20 protein-coding genes and 3 pseudogenes are annotated in these 18316 nt (G+C 36.4%); 12 read left to right on the top strand and 11 right to left on the bottom strand.

Features of this window, described 5'->3' with window-relative positions; genetic code table 11:
• Positions 1–274: 274 nt before the first annotated feature.
• Complete coding sequence (locus tag HMPREF2876_RS10695) at positions 275–430, bottom strand: hypothetical protein (protein WP_171021861.1); 156 nt, start codon at positions 428–430, stop codon at positions 275–277.
• A 95-nt stretch (positions 431–525) separates the two neighbouring features.
• Between HMPREF2876_RS10695 and HMPREF2876_RS09055 the strand changes: the two are divergent.
• Positions 526–849, top strand: a pseudogene (locus tag HMPREF2876_RS09055) (hypothetical protein); the annotation flags it as partial.
• A 148-nt stretch (positions 850–997) separates the two neighbouring features.
• Here HMPREF2876_RS09055 and HMPREF2876_RS09050 read toward each other — a convergent pair.
• From HMPREF2876_RS09050 to HMPREF2876_RS09040, 3 genes are read right to left on the bottom strand one after another with little or no spacing between them, the layout of a single operon-like run.
• Positions 998–1615, bottom strand: a complete 618-nt coding sequence (locus HMPREF2876_RS09050) for an HAD family hydrolase (protein WP_070242147.1) — start codon at positions 1613–1615, stop codon at positions 998–1000.
• 9 nt (positions 1616–1624) lie between these two features.
• Positions 1625–2620, bottom strand: a complete 996-nt coding sequence (locus tag HMPREF2876_RS09045; RefSeq protein ID WP_024053266.1) for a DUF4097 family beta strand repeat-containing protein — start codon at positions 2618–2620, stop codon at positions 1625–1627.
• A complete protein-coding gene (locus tag HMPREF2876_RS09040; protein WP_003026733.1) occupies positions 2607–2933 on the bottom strand; it encodes a PadR family transcriptional regulator in 327 nt (108 codons plus the stop codon). Before HMPREF2876_RS09040 ends, HMPREF2876_RS09045 begins: the two co-directional genes overlap by 14 nt.
• 303 nt (positions 2934–3236) lie before the next feature.
• Here HMPREF2876_RS09040 and HMPREF2876_RS09035 point away from each other — a divergent pair, with 303 nt between their 5' ends.
• The 5 genes from HMPREF2876_RS09035 to dltD are packed head-to-tail and all read left to right on the top strand — an operon-like array spanning position 3237 to position 7685.
• Positions 3237–3368, top strand: coding sequence for a teichoic acid D-Ala incorporation-associated protein DltX (locus HMPREF2876_RS09035; protein WP_021002226.1), 132 nt, complete (start codon positions 3237–3239; stop codon positions 3366–3368).
• A gap of 33 nt (positions 3369–3401) precedes the next feature.
• Positions 3402–4928, top strand: a complete 1527-nt coding sequence (dltA, locus tag HMPREF2876_RS09030) for a D-alanine--poly(phosphoribitol) ligase subunit DltA (protein ID WP_206151501.1) — start codon at positions 3402–3404, stop codon at positions 4926–4928.
• Complete coding sequence (dltB, locus tag HMPREF2876_RS09025) at positions 4925–6169, top strand: D-alanyl-lipoteichoic acid biosynthesis protein DltB (protein ID WP_024053264.1); 1245 nt, start codon at positions 4925–4927, stop codon at positions 6167–6169. The genes dltA and dltB overlap by 4 nt, the downstream gene beginning before the upstream one ends.
• Positions 6170–6184: 15 nt before the next feature.
• The gene (gene dltC / locus HMPREF2876_RS09020) at positions 6185–6424 is read left to right on the top strand and encodes a D-alanine--poly(phosphoribitol) ligase subunit DltC (RefSeq protein ID WP_003026725.1); all 240 of its coding nucleotides are present in this window, start codon (positions 6185–6187) and stop codon (positions 6422–6424) included.
• Positions 6417–7685 carry a D-alanyl-lipoteichoic acid biosynthesis protein DltD gene (dltD, locus tag HMPREF2876_RS09015; protein WP_024053263.1) on the top strand — a complete coding sequence of 423 codons (1269 nt, stop codon included), beginning with the start codon at positions 6417–6419 and terminating at the stop codon, positions 7683–7685. The genes dltC and dltD overlap by 8 nt, the downstream gene beginning before the upstream one ends.
• A 128-nt stretch (positions 7686–7813) precedes the next feature.
• Here dltD and HMPREF2876_RS09010 read toward each other — a convergent pair whose 3' ends face one another.
• Positions 7814–8638, bottom strand: a complete 825-nt coding sequence (locus HMPREF2876_RS09010; RefSeq protein ID WP_024053262.1) for a Cof-type HAD-IIB family hydrolase — start codon at positions 8636–8638, stop codon at positions 7814–7816.
• 252 nt (positions 8639–8890) lie between these two features.
• Between HMPREF2876_RS09010 and HMPREF2876_RS09005 the strand changes: the two genes are divergently transcribed.
• The gene (locus HMPREF2876_RS09005; protein WP_024053261.1) at positions 8891–9475 is read left to right on the top strand and encodes a DNA-3-methyladenine glycosylase; all 585 of its coding nucleotides are present in this window, start codon (positions 8891–8893) and stop codon (positions 9473–9475) included.
• A 66-nt stretch (positions 9476–9541) separates the two neighbouring features.
• Here HMPREF2876_RS09005 and HMPREF2876_RS09000 read toward each other — a convergent pair.
• A pseudogene (locus HMPREF2876_RS09000) lies at positions 9542–10715 on the bottom strand (CynX/NimT family MFS transporter).
• 65 nt (positions 10716–10780) lie between these two features.
• Positions 10781–11302, bottom strand: coding sequence for a TetR/AcrR family transcriptional regulator (locus HMPREF2876_RS08995; RefSeq protein ID WP_037593732.1), 522 nt, complete (start codon positions 11300–11302; stop codon positions 10781–10783).
• A 170-nt stretch (positions 11303–11472) separates the two neighbouring features.
• On the opposite strand from HMPREF2876_RS08995, the gene HMPREF2876_RS08990 reads away from it, so the two are divergent.
• Complete coding sequence (locus HMPREF2876_RS08990; RefSeq protein WP_049508792.1) at positions 11473–12336, top strand: cation diffusion facilitator family transporter; 864 nt, start codon at positions 11473–11475, stop codon at positions 12334–12336.
• Between the two features lie 168 nt (positions 12337–12504).
• The gene (locus HMPREF2876_RS08985; protein ID WP_024053256.1) at positions 12505–12825 is read left to right on the top strand and encodes a tyrosine-type recombinase/integrase; all 321 of its coding nucleotides are present in this window, start codon (positions 12505–12507) and stop codon (positions 12823–12825) included.
• 390 nt (positions 12826–13215) lie between these two features.
• On the opposite strand, the pseudogene HMPREF2876_RS11010 reads toward HMPREF2876_RS08985, so the two are convergent.
• The 3 genes and pseudogenes from HMPREF2876_RS11010 to HMPREF2876_RS08960 form a co-directional block, all read right to left on the bottom strand.
• Positions 13216–14427, bottom strand: a pseudogene (locus tag HMPREF2876_RS11010) (helix-turn-helix domain-containing protein); the annotation flags it as partial.
• Positions 14428–14477: 50 nt separating this feature from the next.
• Positions 14478–14816, bottom strand: a complete 339-nt coding sequence (gene cadX, locus HMPREF2876_RS08965) for a Cd(II)/Zn(II)-sensing metalloregulatory transcriptional regulator CadX (protein WP_070242139.1) — start codon at positions 14814–14816, stop codon at positions 14478–14480.
• 11 nt (positions 14817–14827) lie between these two features.
• Positions 14828–15442: a CadD family cadmium resistance transporter gene (locus HMPREF2876_RS08960; protein WP_002911684.1), complete on the bottom strand. Its 615-nt coding sequence runs from the start codon at positions 15440–15442 to the stop codon at positions 14828–14830.
• A 28-nt stretch (positions 15443–15470) separates the two neighbouring features.
• Between HMPREF2876_RS08960 and HMPREF2876_RS11005 the strand changes: the two genes are divergently transcribed.
• On the top strand, positions 15471–15656 hold the full coding sequence (locus HMPREF2876_RS11005; RefSeq protein ID WP_002892741.1) for a hypothetical protein: 186 nt from the start codon (positions 15471–15473) through the stop codon (positions 15654–15656).
• Between the two features lie 206 nt (positions 15657–15862).
• Here the strand turns inward: HMPREF2876_RS11005 and HMPREF2876_RS08955 are convergent, their stop codons facing one another.
• Positions 15863–16315 carry a helix-turn-helix domain-containing protein gene (locus HMPREF2876_RS08955; protein ID WP_000108044.1) on the bottom strand — a complete coding sequence of 151 codons (453 nt, stop codon included), beginning with the start codon at positions 16313–16315 and terminating at the stop codon, positions 15863–15865.
• Positions 16316–16565: 250 nt separating this feature from the next.
• On the opposite strand from HMPREF2876_RS08955, the gene HMPREF2876_RS08950 reads away from it, so the two are divergent.
• Together HMPREF2876_RS08950 and HMPREF2876_RS08945 are read left to right on the top strand one after the other, a co-directional pair.
• Positions 16566–16976 carry a hypothetical protein gene (locus HMPREF2876_RS08950; RefSeq protein ID WP_000157870.1) on the top strand — a complete coding sequence of 137 codons (411 nt, stop codon included), beginning with the start codon at positions 16566–16568 and terminating at the stop codon, positions 16974–16976.
• Positions 16977–17424: 448 nt separating this feature from the next.
• Positions 17425–18316, top strand: an 892-nt coding sequence (locus HMPREF2876_RS08945) for a Rep family protein (protein WP_070584714.1), incomplete at its 3' end; no start/stop codon positions are given.

The raw sequence follows: 18316 nt of genomic DNA, 5'->3' as shown, positions 1-18316 counted from the left end.
AGGCGACTCCTTGTGTTAAATATGAAATGTGAAAATAGTGGGCATTTTGTGAATGCCTTTTCATCATATTATATCATATAGATGAAAGGAGAAAAAGTGATGAAGAAAAATACCTTTTCTGCTTCTGCCGTCCATTAAGGACTGTGTGTTCAAACTGTTTTGAAAGTGGTTAATCCTCTTTTTCAGAAAATTTCCTATAATTTCCCATTCATGTTATACTAAATGAGATGATTTTTCTGGATTTCGTTGGCTGATGAGGTGAGGCGAGACAATTTTACTTCGTCCGCGCAGCTGACAAGGCAAACTGATTGTCGTTCACTTCGTCCGCCCAGCGGACAGCATGAATCAAAAGTAGTTTATCTCGTCCGCCGGGCGGACGGAGTAAATCAAAAGTAAGGGAAACTTTCTGCCGGGCGGACGAAGCAAACAAAAAGTAGTTGAGGTCATCCGCCGCGCTGACGGAAAAAGGAGAAGTCATTGAAACAGTCGCTTTAAGTGACAAGTAAAAAAGGAAAGAAGGAATTTATGAAGCAAGAAAAGCTCATTGGACTTAAGATTAGTAATCTCCGTCATGCGGAATTCACGCAGTTTATCACTCGTTTTTTAGACGATGTGGAGAAAGAAGCGCTCGACTTTAAAAATGAGGATGGCATTACCGCTCTCGTCAAGAAGATAAAAGCAGCCTTGCCTGCTTATCAAGCCTCTCTCGGTCAGATTCGGGCGAGTGAAAAGTCAGCTTCGATTAGTGCGGCTGACGAATTGCGCGACGCTGATTTGCAAGCTCTTCGCGATGCGCTGAAACCTTATCGGGCAGCCCAGCGGGAAGAGGAAAAGTCAGCTTTTTTTTCATGTTTAGTAACCTCACTTTTTCCTTTTTCAACCTAAATGTATCACAAAAATAAGAAAAAACAAGTCTATTTTAAAGGAAAATTTATGATATAATAAAGTTGATAACGTTAAAAAAACTAGAGCGAAACAACTCTAGTTTTTTGCATGCTCAGCCTAAAATCTCTAGAATCTCTGTCAAATTATCAATAGTCCAATCTGGTGTTTCTGCTGGATTCGTTATGTGGTTCAAGTGGCTAAATCCCTGTCGGATCCAAATGGTTTGCATTCCAAGTTGTTTAGCCGGAAGAATATCATTGTCCAAACGGTCGCCAATCATCACAGCGTGTTCAGCCAAATAGTTCGCTTGTTGGAAAGCTAACTCAAAAATAGCGAAATCGGGTTTTGCCAAGCCAACATCGGCAGAGGAAATCACCAGATCAATCCAAGAATCAATACCAAATCTTCTCAATCTTGCTTGCAAGTTCGGTAACTGGTTGGCAATAATCCCAATCTTGTAGTGTTGGTGGAGAGTTTTCAGCACTTGCTTGCAGTCAGGATACAGCACCTTTAAATCAGACCTCCAAGACGGACGCTTCAGACCATAATCGTTCAGAGCTTCCGCATCGCCTTTTTTATTTTCCTTAAAATAGTGGTTCATAGTTTGATAAAATGCTGCATAAGAAATATTAGTATCCGCAATAGCCTGTTCAATCCGATCTTTGTAGGCTTTTTCTTCATTTACCAAAGTTGATCCAACATCAAAGAATAACCAATGAATCTCTTTCATGCGAAACCTCTAATAAAGATTGATGTCTCCGCTGACAGCTTGGATAGTAAGAGAATCTGTAGAAGCCATTGCTTGGTGGTGGATTGTGTTGCAAATGATTTGGTGGCTCGGCTGGAGCTGATTAGAGATAGAAATGTCTCCGTGCACTGTTTCAAGATCATAGCTGAAATCATGGTGCAGCAGATGAAGTGAAATATCTCCGCTAGTTGTTTGAATGAAAGTCTTACCAGCAATTTCTAAAGAATGCGTGTCGAGATCCCCTGACACAAGAGACAGCTTACAATCCGTCAATTTGGCATGTGCCAGATGGATATCGCCACTGATAAGGGTAACATCGGTTTGTTGCAAATGGCAATGCCGCATAGTCAGATCGCCACTTGAAAGCTCAATCGTTCCTTTTTGTGTTTGAAGATGAGATACAGCTACATCACCAGAAGTTGCTTGAAGTGAGAATGATTGAAGAATCTTGCCATTCGGGATTTGAATGCAGATGGGATGATTATCAAAACCGTTTTTCATGACATTAATAATCCAGTCCAAACCACTATAATGCGTGTTGCCTTTTTCTGTAATGTGCCACTTCTCGTTTTGAACAGTAGAAATGATTTGATTGTTGCCTTTTCCATTATAGTATTTGATGTGGAAAAAATCATCAGGTGAAGGCTCAATAAGAATATCTTGCGTGGTGACATCAATATGCAATTCAGAGATTGTTGCATAGTCTTCAAAGATATAAGCATTGTCGGTATATGATTGGTGATTGTGTGCAGATGACTGGTGTTGAGGACGAGTTGACGTTTCTTCTGCTTGATTTGCTGAAAGTGAGCGAATAATCTCTTCGGCTGCGTCTTTGGGATCTCCCAACTCCTCAATGACTTGTGCTTCATTTTCAGATCCGGCTTCTTCGAAGTATTCCGTAAAATAATCCATTGCTTCTTTATAATCTGCTTCTGGCAATGTTTTCAAGTATTTCTCTAGTGCGGCTAAATAGTCAGTTTTTGTCATGGCGAATGCTCCCTTCTATGATACCGTTGACTGTCGCTGTATATAACTTCCACTCCCTTTTAAGGGTGTTTAACTGCTTTCGTCCCTCTGGAGTAAGGGAGTAATACTTCCGTTTTCGACCTTGATATTCTTGCGAGTAAGTTGTTAAGTAACGATTCTTTTCTAACTTTTTTAAAATAGGATATAAGGTTGATTCCTTGATATTGGCAATCAATTTAATCGTTTGGCTAATCTCATAGCCATAGGAATCTTCACTTTCCAAAATCGCTAGAATGAGAAATTCAATTAGGGTAGAAGATGTTGGAAAATACATGAGCCACCTCCTATGTATAATATTTTTATATATAATTTTTCTATACATAGTATAGCGCTTTTCACTTTCAAATTCAAGAAAATATATAAAATTTTTATATATTTTTAAAAGGTAAGTCTAAAACTATTTTCTTTTCTAGTTTTTTGAGACAGCACATCTGTGATTTCCCTAGGTTTGTTGTAAATAAACCTTAATTCTAGCTTAATTCCTCAATTAAAGAATGTTTTGTATTGAAAAATAGCGTTAGAAAATGGTAAAATATATTAAGTCTTATCTAGAAGTAAGACAAAAGTGATGAATATGATGAAAAAACATAAAATAATTTTTAAATTTCTTGGACAGACGCTGCTTTATTTTGTGATATTTCTAGCGTTGCTTTATTTCTTTAATTATCTTGGCCAAGGCCAAGGTGGTTTTATCTATAATGAATTTTAGGAGCAGACTGTGACCAATTCAGTAATTAACGACATGATTGAAACGATTGAGTATTTTGCTCAGTCTCAACCAGATTTTCCAGTTTACAATGTTCTAGGAGAAGTTCATACTTATCATGATTTGAAAGTGGACTCGGATTCGCTCGCTGCAAAGATTGACAGCCTTGCGCTTCCTGAAAAGTCACCAGTGGTGGTGTTTGGTGGGCAAGAATACGACATGCTGGCAACCTTTGTAGCTTTGACGAAGTCAGGGCATGCTTATATTCCGATTGATAGTCATTCAGCTCTGGAGCGCGTGACAGCGATTGTGGAAGTGGCACAGCCTAGTCTCATCATTGCAATCAATGACTTTCCGCTGAAAGATGTGAACATACCAATTCTTGACTTGGCAGCAGTTCAAACTGCTTTTGCAGCCAAACATCCTTACGAAATTACACACCCTGTTAAAGGTGATGATAATTACTATATCATTTTCACTTCGGGAACGACTGGAAAGCCAAAGGGTGTGCAAATCTCGCACGATAATTTGCTTAGCTTTACCAACTGGATGATTACAGATAAGGAATTTGCGACTCCAGCTCGTCCGCAAATGTTGGCGCAGCCACCTTATTCTTTTGACTTATCGGTTATGTACTGGGCGCCAACCTTGGCACTTGGAGGAACACTTTTTGCAGTTCTGTCTGCCATTACGCAAGATTTCAAGCAGCTGTTTGAGACTATTTTGAACTTGCCAATCGCTATTTGGACATCAACACCGTCTTTTGCAGATATGGCGATGCTGTCTGAGGATTTCAATGCTGAAAAAATGCCAGGCATTACGCATTTCTACTTTGACGGAGAAGAATTGACGGTTAAAACAGCTCAAAAATTGCGTGATCGTTTTCCAAATGCACGTATTATTAATGCTTACGGTCCGACAGAAGCAACTGTGGCTCTATCTGCTGTTGCTATAACGGATGACATGCTGACAAATATGAAACGCTTGCCGATTGGCTATACCAAAGCGGATTCTCCAACTTTTGTGATTGATGAAGACGGAAACAAACTGCCGAATGGTGAGCAAGGAGAAATCATTATATCTGGACCAGCTGTATCAAAAGGCTATATGAACAACCCAGAGAAAACAGCCGAAGCATTTTTTGAGTTTGAAGGGTTACCAGCCTATCATACAGGCGATGTTGGTACTATGACAGATGAAGGTTTACTGCTTTATGGCGGTCGTATGGATTTCCAAATCAAGTTCAACGGTTTTCGTATTGAATTAGAAGATGTTTCCCAAAACCTGAACAAGTCTCAATATGTGGACTCAGCTGTGGCTGTACCGCGTTACAATAAAGATCATAAAGTACAAAACCTTCTAGCCTATGTCATCCTGAAGGACGGGGTTAAGGAACAATTTGAGCGTGAGATTGACATCACCAAAGCTATCAAAGAAGATTTGCAAGATATTATGATGTCTTATATGATGCCTTCCAAATTCCTTTATCGGGATTCCTTGCCATTGACACCAAATGGTAAGATTGATATTAAAGGTTTGATTAGCGAGGTCAACAACCGATGATGGATTTCATAAGACAGCTTCCTCACTTGGAACCGTACGGGGATCCGCAGTATTTTGTTTATATCATTTTAGCCGTTTTGCCAATCTTTGTTGGTTTATTCTTCAAAAAAAGATTTCCCATTTATGAAGCTCTGGTCAGCTTTGCTTTCATCATATTTATGTTAATTGGACCTAAATTAACACAAATCTATGCTCTACTGTTTTATGTTCTTTGGCAAATACTTTGGGTTTGGACTTATAAAATTTATCGAAAAACGGGAGATAGCAAATGGATTTTCTATTTGCACATTGCTTTGTCTATCCTACCGCTTTTCTTTGTAAAGGTAACGCCAGCTATTTATGGTCATCAATCACTCTTGGGCTTTTTAGGAATTTCCTACTTAACTTTCCGTTCAGTAGGAATGATGATTGAGCTGCGGGATGGTGTTCTAAAAGACTTTAACTTATGGGAATTTCTACGTTTCATGCTCTTTATGCCAACTTTTTCAAGTGGGCCGATTGATCGTTTTAAGCGGTTCAATCAAGATTATGAAAATATCCCTGAGCGTGATGAACTGCTAGATATGTTGGAGCAATCCGTTCAATACATAATGCTTGGTTTCTTATACAAGTTTATTCTTGCACATATTTTAGGCTCAATGATTTTGCCTCCTCTCAAGCAATATGCAGTGCAAATGGGTGGTATCTTCAACCTGCCAACTCTAGGAGTGATGTATGTATTTGGATTGGATTTATTTTTTGACTTTGCGGGTTATTCCATGTTTGCCCTCGCTATTTCTAATCTAATGGGAATTAAAAGTCCGATTAACTTTAACAAACCATTTATCTCTCATGATTTGAAAGAGTTTTGGAATCGTTGGCATATGAGCCTGTCATTCTGGTTTCGTGATTTTGTATTTATGCGGCTAGTCACAGTACTTATCCGAAACAAAGTTTTTAAAAATCGGAATACCACTTCAAGTGTCGCTTATATCATCAATATGTTGGTCATGGGCTTTTGGCACGGAGTCACTTGGTATTATATTGCTTATGGACTTTTTCATGGTCTAGGACTCGTTATCAATGACGCTTGGGTGCGGAAGAAAAAGACCATCAATAAAGAGCGGAAAAAGAAGAATTTGCCACCATTACCAGATAACAAATGGACACAAGCAGTAGGGATGTTTATCACCTTTAATGTTGTAATGTTTTCATTCTTAATCTTCTCAGGATTTTTGAATGACTTATGGTTTAAAAAATAAAAAAGGAGTTCTCTAATGGACGTAAAAGCAGAAGTATTAGAAATTATTGATGATTTATTTATGGAAGATGTATCAGACATGATGGACGAAGATTTGTTTGATGCAGGAGTTCTGGACAGTATGGGAACGGTTGAATTGATTGTTGAATTAGAAAACCGTTTTGACATTCATGTTCCCGTCTCAGAATTTGGTCGTGATGATTGGAATACTGCTAATAAAATTATTGAAGGCGTAACGGAGCTTCGTAATGCTTAAACGATTGTGGCTCATTTTAGGCCCAGTTTTCTGCGCCCTTTTGATGGTGGTGGCTTTACTATTTTTCTACCCAACCAAGCAACAACATGATTACCAAGCTGAAAAGCGCTCGGCTGTTTCTTTGACGGCGGGAAGTTTCAAGGGAAGAACGCAAAAAGTACGTGCTTTGACAGATAAGAAGCACCGCTTTGTTCCTTACTTTGGTTCAAGTGAATGGCTGCGCTTTGACAGCATGCATCCTGCGGTTTTGTCAGAAAAATATAAGCGTAATTATCGTCCGTATTTTTTAGGACAACGAGGAGCCGCATCTCTTACGCAATATTTTGGCATGCAGCAAATGCTTCCGCAGTTAAAAAATAAGCCAGCTGTCTATGTTGTCTCTCCTCAATGGTTTACTAAAAAAGGCTACAGTCCAGCAGCATTTCAACAATATTTTAATAGTGATCAATTGACTAGTTTCTTGCGCCAGCAAGAAGGAGACATTGATGCTCAATATGCGGCGAAGCGTCTCTTACAACTGTATCCGACAGTGGCTATGAAAGACAATGTAAAAAAAATAGCTAATCATCAGAAACTGTCAAACTTTGACAAACAGTACATCCGTCTTATCAGCCGTTTAAATAAACGTGAGGATTCCCTTTTCAGTTCTCTTTTTGCCGAACGTAATGAGAATTATGAAAAATTGGTACAGCCTCAAATTAAGCGTTTGCCAGATAAATTTTCTTATCAGGATTTGGAAGAATTTGCGACAAAAGATGCTCAAAGAAACACGACTAATAATGATTTAGGAATTGATAATAAATTTTATAAGCATCGCTTGCGGAAACGTATTAAAAAGTTTAAAGGAAAGCAAGCAAAGTTTTCTTATACCAAATCTCCCGAGTATAACGATTTACAACTTGTTTTGAAGCAATTTGCCAAGTCAAAAACGAATCCAATCTTTGTTATTCCCCCTGTCAATGCAAAATGGATGGCCTATACTGGTTTGAGTCAAGAAAAGTATCAACAAGCGGTGAAGAAAATTCGTTATCAGTTGGAAAGTCAAGGTTTTACCAATATCGCGGACTTTTCAAACGATGGTGGGAAGCCCTACTTTATGCAAGACACCATTCACATGGGCTGGCTTGGCTGGTTGGCGTTTGATAAGGCTGTCAATCCTTTTATTTCCAATCCCAAGCCTGCTCCGACTTACCAGATGAATGATCGATTCTTCAGCAAAGAATGGGCAAATTATGACGGAGCAATTGAGAATTTTAAATAAGAAAAAGAAAACACGAACACAAATTAACTAGTTGGTTGCTAGTTTGCTTGTCCGTGTTTTTTTATATGGGGAACTAGAGAATTTTATGAATCTGTCAGCTTTTCTATTGTATTTTGGAAAGATAGCTGTTAATCTAAAACATATTGCTCTATTGCTTGAGCGACACCATGATTATTATTGGTGTGGGTAACGGCTGCAGCTTGCTCTTTGACTGCTTTAGGAGCATTTCCCATAGCCACTCCTAATCCGGCTAATTTCAGCATGGGGAGGTCGTTGAAATTATCACCAATTGCCATGACTTGCTGGAGAGGAATTTGGTAAAAATGAGCAATCTCTTGAAGAGCATTTTCCTTAGAAACCTGTTTAGCTGTAACTTCTAGATAATTCTCTTTGGAAAGATAAAAGGCTGTTTTAGGAAAATTTGTGTTTTGCAGAGAGTCGTGAAGATTTTGGATGGTGATTGCTTCACCTATCAGAAGAAGTTTGTGAATAGAAGTCCGCCCTTCTACAACAGAAACTAGAGATTGAAGGATAGGATTTTCACCGGTAATATCTGCTTCTTCCTGAACCCATTTGTCAATCTGTTCAGCAAACCAATCCTTTCCTGAATAGAGATTAATAGCTACAGCTGGAAACTTCTCTTGGACGAGCTCTAGCAAATACTGAACTTCTTTTTTATCCAAACCGTGTTCCATTAAAACATCATAATTCTGGGAATTTCCTTTGATGACAAGAGCGCCATTGTAGCAGGCCAATGGATTGTCAATGAGACCAAGTTGCTGTGCGATTGGTTCCATGCCAAGTGGTGAACGCGCAGATGCCAACACAAAAGGGATTCCTTTTTCCTGCAAAAGAGGAAGCTGTGTTTTTAGCTGATAATCAACTTGGTGTTGGTCATTTAAAATGGTACCGTCAATATCGCTTATGACAAGGCGGATAGGTCGTTTGTTCATAAAATTTCTTCCTTATAAGCATGATATCATTGTGGGGTGATAATCAGAATGTTCATTTTTCTTCTTTGTTATTATTTTAACACAAAAAAGAATTTTTGAAAGCGGTTTAGCTGTTTTCTATTAAGACAAATTTAAGCAAAACAAGGTATATTATAACTAATCCTAAAAAACTTTTTTCATCATAATCTCCTAAACAAAAAAGCAGTCTTTCTCGATTGCTTTTTTGTATGGAATTCATGTTATAATGAAATTATGTTATCAAAAGAATTTAAACATATCATGCAGACAGATACAGTCGCAACGGCTAAGTCTTTGTTAGGTATGCAATTGTGCTTAGACGGACAAGTGTTGGGACGAATTGTTGAGACAGAAGCCTATTTGGGAGCTAAAGATAGTGCTTGTCATAGTGCGTGTGGCAGACGAACACCAAAAAACGAGTCTATGTACTTATCTGCTGGACACTGGTATGTCTATCAAATCTACGGGCATCAAATGCTGAATTTAGTCACAAGGGCTGAGAATGTCGCAGAAGCCGTCTTGATTCGAGCCTTGGAATTACCAGACGGGACATTGCTTGCCAACGGCCCAGGAAAATTAACCAAATTTGCAAGGATTAGCAAGGAATTTGATGGTCAAGATTTGACCACTTCAAGGTTGCAATTAGTAGAAAATGCTGTCCCGCTTCAAATTGGCTCGCGCTCTCGAATTGGCGTGACCTGCACAGATGAATGGCGAGCTGTGCCTCTGGGCTTTTATGTTATGGGCAATCGGCACGTTTCTAAAATTTCGAAGGTAGGTTTATTGCCAGATGTTAAGACATGGAAAATAGATAATTAAAAAAACAGAGTGGAGAAAAGAACCCAACAACTGAAAAAGGTTCACTCTCCATTCTGTTTTTGATTTTTATAAAATTTTATCAGATTTTTCTACATAAAAGAGAGCAATAATCATAATGATTGTAAGAATGAGCAAGACACATACAGCAAGTAGCCAAGAATGGAAGAAATCGGCACTATAACCAAATAGAGCTGGTCCAAAAGCAGCTAGTAAATAACCACCTGTTTGTGCTAAGCCAGATAGCTGAGCAGTTTGTTCAGGGCTACTCGTTTTTGTTGAAAAAGTAACCATAAGATATGGGAAAAGAGCACTCGCAGCTGACCCAATGAAAATATTTGCAATGAGCCAATAAAAGAAATCATTCGTTTGGATTAAGAGCATGCTAATACCAAGGACACCCGCAGCAGAGATAATTGCTAACATTATCATACGATGACGAGGAGACAGCCGTGTTGTCAAGCTAGGAATGGTCATTGAAAATGGCAGACTAATCAGATTAAAAACAGAAGCTAAAAATCCAGCAGAAGCATTTGAAATGCCAGCTTGTATGGCCATCGTCGGCAACCATGTTAGGCAAGTGTAAAAGAGTAGTGATTGCAGACCACCAAAAATAATAATAGCTCAGACTTTTTTATTTTTCCAAATAGTGTTGCCTTGACTTGATTTGTCTTTGCTGACTAAGTAGTGATTGTAGGAAGTATTTGGCAACCAAACTAAAAATGCTAAAAGACAAACCATTGTCAAAAAAAGGACAAGACCTTGCCATGAAGTTGCTTTTGTTATCGGCACTGCAATAGAAGAAGCAATAGCGGTTGATAGCCCCATAGAGGTTACATACATGGTTGTCAAGAGTCCAATCCGATGCGGTTGATTGGCTTGGATGACACTTGGAAGTAAAACATTAAGTACTGCCTGCAATGGAAACTCCAATGAGAATCATCCCCACATAAAGAAGTGGTAGATTAAAAATCCGAATGAAGGATCCAATGGTAAGCAGAGCAAGGACGAGAGTAAAAAGCCGTTCGAGCCCAATTTTGCTCGCTAAACGCGCCGAAAATGAAGAGCAGAGAGCAAACATGATTAAGGGCAGACTGGTCAAAAGACCGAGGGAATTAACTGAAACATGAAGCCCGTTGGCAATGTCTGTTAAGACAGTTGGAAGCGTTGTAAAGGGCGTCCGCAAAGCGACACCCATCATGATAATTCCTGGTAATAAAAAGATAGAATGTTGTTTTTTCATAAATTCTCCTAGAAGGGTTCTTAAAAAAATTATACCATAGCGATAACCAAAATTATAGCCCTATATTAGTGCATTAGCTCAAGATAGTAGGCTGTAATAGTGGCTTCATCGATTTTATTTCGTTGTCCCAACCACCAAGTAACCGTTTCGATAAAAGTTGTCGTGACATAATTTTTTAAAAATGGTTCTGGTAAATTAGATTTTTGTGTCAATAGCTTTTCGCGAATGAGAGGAAAGAGATAGTGTTCTAGCTCTAATTTTAAACGATTGATAAAATAAATATTTTTTGACAATAATAAAGTGGCTATTTTATCTTGGTTTTTCCTGAAATGGTAAAAAATATGAGCTGTTGCGTCAAAAAGTTCGCTTGCTTGGTAGCGCTCAACAAACGTATGCTGGAACAAATCTTGGCACATTTCTTCAAGTAGTGCCTCTTTTGTCTCAAAATGAGCATAGAAAGTCGACCGACCGACATCTGCAAGGTCAATGATTTCTTGAACTGTGAGGGACTCATAGCTTTTTTGATTCAAAAGAGTGAGAAAAGCCTGATAAATGGCTGTGCGTGATTTTTTAACTCGTCTATCCATCATTTCCGAACAAATCTCCTTAAATGTACACTATCAAACGAAGCATTAGATTTGTTTCTTGTTTCCTCCGTTAAAATAGTAGATAATATAATTGAACAAAGTGTTTTGTTTTGAATACATTATACAATAAATAAAATCAAATCTCAATGTGCGATTAGAAGGAGACAATAATGAAATCAAGCAAAAATGTCTGGATTGCATTTCTATTAAACTTTTCTTTTGCAGTTATTGAATTTATCTTTGGAGTTCTTTTTAATTCTAGTGCTGTGTTAGCAGATGCGGTGCATGATACGGGTGATGCCCTAGCGATTGGTTTATCAGCATTTTTTGAAAAAATTTCCAATAGACGAGGTGATAGAAACTATACATTAGGCTATAAACGGTATAGTTTGCTGGGAGCTATGTTGACTTCTACCATTTTAATAGTGGGTTCTATTCTCATTCTGGTTGAAAATGTACCCAAATTGTTTGCGCCTGAACGGGTAAATTACGACGGTATGCTTATCTTGGGAATTTTTGCAATTGTAATCAACTTTGCAGCCAGCAGGGTGGTTAGTCATGGACGGACGCACAATGAATCCATTCTGAGTCTGCATTTCTTAGAAGATATTTTAGGCTGGTTGGCTGTGATCTTTGTATCCTTCATTCTTCGTTTTACAAACTGGTATTTCCTTGACCCATTGCTTTCACTCATCATTTCAACCTTTATCTTGAGTAAAGCACTACCAAAGTTTTGGGAAAATGTTCAAATCTTTCTTGATCACGTACCGAGCGATGTAAATCTGAATGACCTTTATGTAGAAATTCAAACAATCGAGAATATCCAAACAGTCACTCAGCTAAATGTTTGGACAACCGATGGACTAGAAAAATTTGCGATGATTCATATTTGCATGAAACATCCCGAACAACAAGCAGAAACTCAGCAGCTCATTCGCCAACATCTCAAAATGTATGGAATTACAAAAGTAACCATTCAGACAGACGAAAGTTTAGATGAGCACGAAGAATGCTGTATTGGTGAGCAACAGTGAGGGGCAAAAAGTTTAAGACAGATGTTTTAAACTCTTTATTTCTATGTTTTCTTTTTAATGATTGTTGAAAATTCTACTTTCATAAAATGGTTGATTATTTTACTTATAAATTAAAATATGGAAACTAGTATCACGTATATTAAATGTAAGAATCAGTAAGGTAGCCCATTGTATCATACAGAAACTTCAATGTTCTTAAGAGGTAGGACTAGTCAGTCAGCAAAATATAATAAGAAAAGTGGAAAACCCTATAAGGATATTGACGACCTAGTCGATTTTGGTAGACCTATTCACATAGTTCCCCACATGTTTCGACATAGTTTTGTTTCAGTCATGGCTGATAAGAATGTAAGCCTAAATGTTATCCGAGAATTTGTGGGACATTCAGAAGATAGTAGAGAGATAGAAAAAATCTACCTTTATGTCATGCAAAAAGGGAAACATAAGATTGAACAAGCTATGATAGATTTGGCTGAAATGATTTCTTGATGATTATAAATATTTGATATTTAGTTTGAGATATAAGAAAAAACCTTTGAAAGATTGATTTCATAGGCTTTAAATATCATTTGCGATTTCTATAAATGAGTATTCCAATAGACAAAGAGATAGTAATCAAAGCACTTATCGATAATATTTTTATATTATTAGTAAAAATATCTACAACTTGAAGAACAGAGACCAAACTAACGATGAAAAGCATAATTTCCATAATCCTATCCTTTTGTAACTCATTAAATTGATTTCGCTCCTTTAACAAATTGAATTCTTCTTGCTTAATTTTTTCTATATATTCATCATGCTTAAAGTAAGAATTCTTTTGTAAATGAGTAAATAAGTCAAAAATAGCTCGATGATTGATTCGATAGATAAAAAGAGAACTAAATCAATAAGGTCGATTTCGCTTAGTCCTTGAGCTGCAGCTTCTTCAATTCTTTTCTTATCCTCTAGTGAAAATCTTGTTGGCTCTAATTGAATAGTGTGCCTTTCTTGAATTGGTCTTGTTGCATAAGGGTTGGAACCCAACTGATAATTTCATCAAAAGTTCTTTCCTCAGTCCTTTCTATATCATTGGATTGATAAATATTAATGCCTAGATTTGCCAACTCTTCTTTAGAATATTTTTGATATAACTCTGTGATATCCTTACCTTGACTGAGTAATTTCATATAGTCCTCAGATATCTGTTTGAATTTCACTCCATCTATTTGTTGACCACCAGTCATACTAAACGAAGAGGTTGTTCTTCCTTTTTGAGAAATAACTAACGGGACGGATGTAAGGTAAGATTTTGGACTATTCTCTTTATACATTCTTTCTAATATATCATTTACCATAAATCCGATATTAAATAAGGGATTTTCTTTGAGTTTTTTTATTAGATTAGGGATAATTTCTGTCGAAACATTATCATACCACCATTTATTGATGAGAGGGTCAATGTTTTCTTGCCTAAATGTTGAGGGTATGTCATTTTCGCCTAATTCAAATAGGATACCACAGACATTAACTTCAAATGATTTAATTAAATTATCCCCTAACATCAACTAAAGAATATCAAATATTTCTTCAAAATCAATGACAGTCAATTCATTGATGGTACGGGTTCTAAAACTTCTAGCGGGGTTATAACTTTTTCCACCGACCATACGTTAATGTCATCTTTCTTGTGAAAAGTATCCATTTCAGTTTCAGTAGAAATCATAAATCTTTTTCTTTGAATATTGAAATTTGCAAATGTCTTGGCAATACTTAGACAACTTGATTGGATTGAAATTAAATCATCACTCATGAAAGAATATAGTTTTTCATCTACAGCCTCTAAATCTCTATATAAAATAGAACTGAAAAAATAATGAAACAGATTCTCAATAAACTCATCTAACTCTCCAAAAACGATATACGTATAGCTCGAAGCGGTTAGAGCATTTAAATAAACTAACATCGAACTCGTAATTGGTCGCTTACCACTTTCAACTTGACTAACTTGACCTGCATTGCCTAGTTCGCTTTGTGTAATATTGTATTTTTTCTTAAATTTTTGATACGAGTAGGTATTTCTTGTGAATAATTTTCTTCAAAAAATTTCATATATAATCCCCCTATAATCATGGAAAAGTAGAAAGTAGTAAAAATAGTTGTTATCCTAGTTGATTAAAAAAATCTCTGATTTCCTCATCTTTTATAAAATAATATATAATTTTCCCCTCTCTTCTAGTGTCCAAGATGTTTTGATTGGCTAGTTTACGAAGATGGTGGGAGGCAGATGCCATACTGAGATTTAATAAACAGGCTATATCGCAGACACAGAGTTCTTCGACGGCAAGGAGATAAAAGATGATATTTATCTGTTTATTATCGGTAAATTTTGATAAAATGCGAAGTGATTTTTGGACTTTTTCCTTTTCAAGGTAGTTCGTTGCGGTTGTAACATTTTGTTGATTTATAACATCCACTTGACAGATACTATCTTTATTCATAATTTTTTCTCCTAGCCTAACACAGCCCATAGCATGTCAAAGCTGTTGTTTTCAATCAGGATATACATCCCCAATCCTAAATAGACAACGGCAATAAACCATCTGCTATATTTTTCCAAAGTTTCTCCAACAGAAGGGACTTGTGCTAATTTTTGGGCAGAAAAAACCAAGAGATAAATCATGACTAGAAAAGTAAGTAAAGTCACTATCAAATTCGCTAAATTTAAGGTGGTAAAATATGGGACAAAGACACCAATATTGTCAGCGCCACAACTTGCAAAAGTAATCATAGCGACTAGAAAAATCAGGTTTTTATTGTCTTTTCGCAAACCATCTTTTGCAATAGCTTCTCCATCAGAATCTCCTAAAAGCAAAACTTTGAGGCCTAGGAAAATTGGAATCAAACCGAGTAAACCTAAAATCTCTTTACTAGGAATATAATTTAAGACAAATGCAAAAAGCAAACTTAGGAATATTAGACTAACAGAGCCTAGAAATTGCCCTAAATAGATGTTAATGATGTCCTTTCTGCTTTTTCTTTTGGCAAAAAATAACATTAGGATAATAAGTAAGTCTACGGCTGTCCCAGAATACAGGATTATTGAAGTAACAATATTTTGAATCATAAAACACCTCATTCAAATATATTTTTGAATGTATTCTAACATTAAACTTTGTAGATGTCAACTTAAAATCCACCAAAATATAGATAAGAAGTTAGTGTACCAAATATTAAAAAGCCCTGCCATCGAAATGATAGCAGGGCTTAACTTCAATATCCAGATGATATATTTATCTAAAAAAGGTAGAGTAAAAGGTAGAGTTTTTATTGATTTGTAGTGCGATATAATGAGTTTCAAAAAATCAAAAATCGCTTAAAATCAATATTTTGACGTCTATTGACGTGTACTGAAACCCTTACTTAACCTCTGTAATATACATCTATTGCTTTAACAAAAACGCTATATTTTATTAAGTTTTGATAAGTTTTAAGTTACTAAAAATAGGGTTATTCTGTTTCTGTTGTTTCCGAATTGTTGCCGAAACTAGAATTCATCAATAAAGGCACTTTTTGTATCTTCTATGATTTCTTTTAGTAATTTTATTTGCTGTTTGTTTAAATGATATTTCTCAGTTATTTCTTGTAATAATTGTGTACTTCTTGTGCCGTGTCGCATATATTCTAGAACAATAGCTTGTTTTAAATTTGGATATTGCTCTAATGGTATATTTTCTATTTGAGAGAAGTCAAAACTAGTGATTGGAAGAGGTACGGTGTCAATGCTTAAAATACTTCGACCTAATAAGTTATCTGTTGTTGTTTCAAGATATTTGGCTAATAATAATAGTTTTTCAAAATTTGGTTCACGTTTTCCGTTTTCCCAATTTGTAAAAGTGTTCTGTTTGACTCCAACTTTTTCACCTAGTTCTGATTGTGTGAACCCTTTTTTTAATCGAAGTTCCTTAAGCCGTTGAGGAAATATGCTTGATGTACTCATTAAATCAATCCTTTCAAAACAAATCTCATAAAGACGTGTTTTACAGTTGACAAACACTTCAAAATGAGATAATATAAAATATATCACAAAGTGACGTATATAGTATATCATATTTTGTGGAATTTTTTCAAGGAGGACATAGCTATGATTGTATAAAAAAGTCTTTGAGAAGCAGAACTTTTCAAAGACTTACCAAAAATAACTATCTAAATTATATAACAATTTTTAAGAAAGATAAAGGTAAAAACTAATGGCAAGTAACAAAATGAAATTAACAAGCGAACTCTCACTTAAAGAAATGGCTCTTGATAGTTCTCAATTCTATATTCCTAAAAAGGTAAAAGTTGACTTTACACAAGTTCGCCCACGTAATAAATATAAAGACGGTAAGGCAACTGATGTAGTTGAAAGCTATATGCTTAATGGTATTGATGAACGTACAGCAGGCGCAGTAGAACAAGGTTTGATTGATATGGAAGACATCAAGACAATCACGATTGAAGTATTAGGTAGCTTTGATGAGATTGAGGGAGCTATGGCAGCAGCTCAATTCACTTTTGTAGAGTTACTAGATACTCGTGTCATGGCTCAATGGGTTGACGGTCGCAATCCGGGTTACAAGGGCTTGAAATTAGTTGCTAGTGGCTTGAAATTGCTGTGACAACTTAAAATACGGAAAAAGCAGGGTTAGGTGTAGGGTTAGGTCGGGAAAGGCGTAGCCCCCGACCGTGTAACCCGTCTACACCGCTCAACCCGAATTTTTCCGTATTTTAAGTGGAAGAATATTCATGATTTTTTTGCTCAAGAGTTTTTTTGGCATAGTATATATCCATATATCCAAAACCTATGCGCGGGCGCCATTCTAGGACTTGACGATAGAATGGTGCAAAACAAGGAAAATCCTTGATTTGAAAGCCTTTCTCCGTGGGACATCGGAACGGTCCAGCGTACGCGTTAGGAAAGAAAAGAGTGAAAAAATTATGGATTTATACTTGGATATATACTTGGATATATTCTCGAGAAAAGGGAGTATATATCCAAAAAGAAAGAATATATATGCATAAACATAGAATATATATACAGCAATTATAATGTGGAGAGGAGAAGAAATGACAAAAAGAATTAGAAACAGACGATTTTTATTCGAGCAACAATTAAAGCCAAAATTCTGGGATTGGTCTATTCAAGACAAGCAATTACTTGATGATTGGGAAAATAATAAGACACAAATTTTTAGAACTATCTTTGACCGAGTGAGAACGTTAGTGGAAGAAGATGAATTTGTAGAATTTGCTATAGTAGTACACGATAAAGATGTCTCCTATGGAACGAAATTAGTCGAACCTCACATACATGCTTATATTGATTTTCCAAAATTGATAGATTTATCAAAAGTTGCAATGGCTTTAGGTTTGGAACGTGAACGGATTGAAACTCCAAAATCAAAAGGCGGTCGAGCGTATACACGTATCAATGCTTTAGCTTACCTTATTCATGCCAAAGATAAAGATAAATATCAGTATCCTGCTAGTGATGTAGAAACATTTGATACGCTTGATTATGAAGCCTTTATCAATCAAAATAGAGAAGATTTTGAAAAGTATGCAGCTACGAAAAAGCGTGAGAAATCAGATGAAAGTCTAGATTTGGTATTGTCTAAAGTATATAAGGGGGAACTGACTTATTTTGATATTATGAAAGACGATAATTTGTATTATCTTATGGCAAACAATCGTCAGAAATTCCTTGAAGGATTTGATATTTTTGGCGAGCGTGAAAGCGTGCTAAGACTAGAAGCCTTGCAAAATGGGGAGTATGATTTGACAGTCTTATATATTCAAGGGAAACCCGGAATAGGGAAGTCTACACTTGCTCGAGATATTGCCTTAGAAGTACAGGGGGCGCTTGAAAATGCAGGTTTACGAGGTGGAACATATTCTGCAAGTTCTAAGAATCCTTTTGACAACTATTCAGGAGAAGAAATCCTGATTTTGGACGACT

The organism is Streptococcus sp. HMSC073A12, assembly GCF_001812815.1.
GTDB lineage: Bacteria > Bacillota > Bacilli > Lactobacillales > Streptococcaceae > Streptococcus > Streptococcus vaginalis.
The sequence above is the reverse complement of the archived record's forward strand: the minus strand, read 5'-3'. Positions and strand labels throughout refer to the sequence as shown.